This window comes from Variovorax sp. KBW07, from assembly GCF_003852515.1.
GTDB lineage: Bacteria > Pseudomonadota > Gammaproteobacteria > Burkholderiales > Burkholderiaceae_C > Variovorax.
On the sequence record NZ_QAJK01000191.1, the window covers coordinates 1 to 4024 of the forward strand.

3 protein-coding genes and 2 pseudogenes are annotated in these 4024 nt (G+C 67.4%); 2 read left to right on the top strand and 3 right to left on the bottom strand.

What is annotated here, in order from left to right; translation table 11 throughout:
• Window positions 1-478, bottom strand: a 478-nt coding sequence (locus tag DBV14_RS30645) for a LysE family transporter (protein ID WP_124465291.1), incomplete at its 3' end; no start/stop codon positions are given.
• A 150-nt stretch (window positions 479-628) separates the two neighbouring features.
• Here DBV14_RS30645 and DBV14_RS30650 point away from each other — a divergent pair.
• Window positions 629-1081 carry an Lrp/AsnC family transcriptional regulator gene (locus DBV14_RS30650; protein ID WP_124465292.1) on the top strand — a complete coding sequence of 151 codons (453 nt, stop codon included), beginning with the start codon at window positions 629-631 and terminating at the stop codon, window positions 1079-1081.
• Between the two features lie 5 nt (window positions 1082-1086).
• Here the strand turns inward: DBV14_RS30650 and DBV14_RS30655 are convergent.
• A pseudogene (locus tag DBV14_RS30655) lies at window positions 1087-2773 on the bottom strand (amidohydrolase).
• A 53-nt stretch (window positions 2774-2826) separates the two neighbouring features.
• On the bottom strand, window positions 2827-3606 hold the full coding sequence (locus DBV14_RS30660) for a helix-turn-helix transcriptional regulator (RefSeq protein ID WP_124465294.1): 780 nt from the start codon (window positions 3604-3606) through the stop codon (window positions 2827-2829).
• A gap of 196 nt (window positions 3607-3802) precedes the next feature.
• Here DBV14_RS30660 and DBV14_RS30665 point away from each other — a divergent pair.
• Window positions 3803-4024: pseudogene (locus DBV14_RS30665) on the top strand (amidohydrolase); the annotation flags it as partial.

Genomic DNA, 4024 nt, shown 5'->3' on the forward strand with positions numbered 1-4024 from the left:
CCAGGAACACGCCGAGCACCATCGACGTGGCGGCACCCGCGCTGCCGACGTCTCCCGCATGCCCTGTTGCGACGGTCGCGAACACCGCGATGAAGGACAGGATCGTCATCGGGTTGGCCAGCGTCAGCGCGAACACCGACAGCATCGCCTTCAGCGGCGTGGCCGCGTCCTGTGCCGGGCGTGCCTGCGTTGCAACCGGCGCACGCAGCAGCTGCACGCCCATCCACGCCAGGAAGGCCGCGCCGCCCAGCGCCAGCGGCACGCGCGCCGCCACCATCGACGCGATGACGGCCGACACCCCCAGCGCGCCGATGGCGCCGTAGCACGCATCGGCCAGTGCCGCGCCCAGTCCGCTCATGAAGCCGATGGTGCGGCCATGGGCCAGCGTGCGCTGGATGCAGAGCAGGCCGATGGGCCCCACGGGCGCGGCAATCGACAGCCCGATGACGAGGGCCTTGAGGAAGAGGGCGAGGTCCATGTGCGTGTGCGCGTGTGTGCGTACGTGTAGGGTTGGCGGGTCGGAATTGAATTGTCTCCAGACCGCTCGTTGAAGAGAATGGCGAAGCGCAGGCAGATCGAATCATTTGCCTGAGATCGGAAGCCAATACCCAACCCGTGCCTTAAATCCATGGAAATCGACAGCAAGAACTGGCAGATTCTCGACGTGCTCCAGGAGGACGCGCGCACCTCGTTGACCGCGCTGTCGCGGCAGGTGGGCCTGTCGGTGCCTTCCACTTCCGAGCGCGTCAAGCGGCTCGAAGAGGCGGGCGTGATCGAGGGCTACCGCGCGGTGGTGCCGCCGCGCAAGGCCGGCTACACCGTCACCGCGCTGATCGGCATCAACACCCTGCAACCCGACAAGGCGCGGCTGCTGAAGCTGCTCAAGAGCAAGACGGAAGTGCTCGAGTGCTTCCACGTGACGGGGCAGGACTCGTACGTGCTGAAGGTGGTCGCGCGCGACATCGAGCACCTCGAGGCTTTCGTCGGCAGCATCAACCACCTGGGCGAGACGCGCACGTCGATCGTCATGTCGGTGCCGATCGCGGCGCGCGCGGTGGCTGCGCCGGACATGAACGCCTGAGTCGGTCAGCGCGCCTTCTGCCGATAGACCTGCTCGCCCGCCACCCAGGTCTCCAGCACCTGCGTCTTCCAGATGTCGCCCGGCGCGATGGTGAACGGGTCCTGGTCGACGACGATGAAGTCGGCCCACTTGCCGGCCTCCAGCGAGCCGATGGATTTTTCCTGGTGCTCGGCGTAGGCCGCGTCGAGCGTGAACGCGCGGAACGCCTGCGGCAGCGTCATCGCTTCCTCGGGGTGCCAGCCGGCGATGGGCTTGCCGTTGTGGTCGGTGCGCGTCACGGCCGCGTGCAGGCCGAAGAATGGGTTTGCCGATTCGACCGGAAAGTCGGAGCCGCCGGCGATCACGGTGCCCTGCTTCAGGAAGGTCTGCCACGCATACGCACCCTTGATGCGTTCCTTGCCCACGCGGTCTTCGGCCATGTTCATGTCGCTGGTGGCGTGGGTCGGCTGCATCGACGCGATGAGGCCCAGGGTCTTGAAGCGCGGGATGTCCTGCAGCGACACCACCTGCGCATGCTCGATGCGGTTGCGCCGCGCCATGCCGCTGGGGTCTTCCTTGTAGGCGGCCTCGAAGGCATCGAGGATCTGCCGGTTGGCCGCGTCGCCGATGGCGTGCACGTTGACCTGGTAGCCGGCCTTGAGGGCGGTGCGCACCTTGTTGCGCAGCACGGTGTCGTCCATGAAGAGCAGGCCCTTGTGGCTGTGGTCGTCGCTGTAGGGCTCCAGCAGTGCGGCACCGCGGCTGCCGAGCGCGCCGTCGGCGAAGAGCTTCACGGCGCTCAGGTTGAAGCGCTCGTCTGCGTAGCCCTTGACGGGGCCCTTGGGCGACAGCAGCTTGTAGTCGTCGCCGACGTCGTTGATCATGGCGTACACGCGCGACGTGAGCTTGCCCGCATCGGCAAACTCGCGGTAGATGCGCGCTTCGTCCGCGCCGGTGCCGGCATCGCCCACGCCTGTCAGCCCCAGCGAGGCGAAGTGGCGCATGGCCGAGTCGAGCGCGATGCGGCGCTCGGCATCGGTGTAGGGCGGCATCACCTTGGTCAGCAGCAGCTGTGCCTTATCGACCAGGATGCCGGTGGGCTCGCCCTTGGCGTCGCGCTCGATGCGCCCGCCCACCGGGTCGGGTGTGTCGCGCGTGATGCCGGCCATCTGCAGCGCCTTGGTGTTGGCCCAGATGGCGTGGGCATCGACGCGGCGCAGGGTCACGGGGCGGTCGGAAATGGCGGCGTCGAGTTCGGCCGCGGTGGGAAAGCGGTCGAGCTTCCAGATGACCTGGTTCCAGCCCGAGCCCATGATCCACTGGCGCGCGGGATTGGCCTGTCCGTAGGCCTTGATCTTTGCTTGTGCCTCGGCAAGCGTGCGCGTTTCGGTCACCACCACTTCGCTCTGGCGAAAGCCGATGCGAAAGACGTGGCCGTGCGCATCGATCAGGCCGGGCAGAAGGGTGCGGCCTTGCCCATCGACCTTGCGCGCGCCGGGGTACTGCCTGGCGATCGACTCCGCATCGCCGACGCCCAGCACGCGGCCCTTGTCGAAAGCGAGCGCGGAAAAGCTGACGANNCTTTTCGCCCGCGAAGGTGTAGCCCTTGACGGGCGCCACGACGGTGGGCTCGGCCTGCGCCTGCCCGAAGGCGAATGCGAGCGTGGCGGCCAGGGGCAGGGCGCCCAGCAGTTTCAGGAGGGGGCGGTGCATGGATGTCTTCATGTAGTTCTTGGTGGAGAGAAAGAAAAAACGGTGCGCTCGATTCAATGCCGGGCCAGCGTCAGGAATTCGCGCAGGTTCTGCACGCCCAGCTTGGCGTAGACGCGCTCCTTGTAGGTGATGACGGTGGCCGGCGACAGCGACAGCTGCCGCGCGATTTCCTTGGCGGTGCAGCCTTCGACGAGCAGCCGTGCGGTCTCGCGTTCGCGCTGCGACAGTTCAGGCCACAGGCCGGCTTCGGGCTGGCGGTGCAGCGACACCAGTTCGTCGTGCCGGTGCGCCAGCGCCATCAGCGTCGAGGCGTGCGAGCGCATCAGCCGCGCGGTGCGGTCGCGCTGCACTTTCGTACGCGAGAAATACAGGTTGAGGTAGCAGGTCTGGTCGCGCCACCGGCGCAGCAGCGACACCTTGCTGCTGAAGCCGGGCCGGTCGAACAGCAGGCGGCGGTACTCGGGGTCGCCGATGCTGGCGGGGGACATCCACAGCAGTTGCAGCTCGGGCCTGCCGTCTGCGGTGGTGGTGCTGCCACTGCCGCGCGTGTCGGTGGCGGTGGTGCACATCAGCGGGTAGTTGGGGTCGCGCTCGTAGAAGCGCTTGACGAAGATCTCGGTGGTCGACTCGATGAGGTTCTGGTCGAGCACGCTGGCCGCCGCGGCTGCCTGCACGCGGCCGTGCCGGTCGTAGCTGAGGTAGCTGACGTGGTCCACGCCCAGCGCGCTGTTCAGGCCTTCGAGCAGCCGCGAGTGAAAGGTGGAACTGCCCAGGTGCTGGACGGCGTCTCCCAGCCATGCGTCCTGCACGGGCAGGGTCAATTCGTTGGTCATGTGTCGTTGTCTCCGGCGCTTGTTGTCTTGTCGGTGTCATGGCCGCGAGCGCTGCGGCGAAATAATGCCATGGCGCGCACCGGCCGGGTTCCCCTGTCCTCATTCATGCGGACATACACGACAGGTGTCGCAACCTAGAGTCGCGGGCCTCGAGCCCGCGTGCCGAACAAAGAACATTCAACCGGAGACAAAAGACATGCAGAGAACTTTCCCCCGATCCCTTGGCCGTGCCGCCCTGGTGCGCCCCGTGCTGGCCGCCGCGCTGGCGCTGTGCGCCGCCTCGGCCGGTGCGCAGGGCAGCGGCGGTGCTGCTGCAGCCGCTGCCGGCGCGTCGTCGCTGCAGGCGCAGATCGACACGCGTGCCAAGGCGGTCGAGGCCCGGTTGATTGCGTGGCGCCGCGACATTCACCAGCACCCC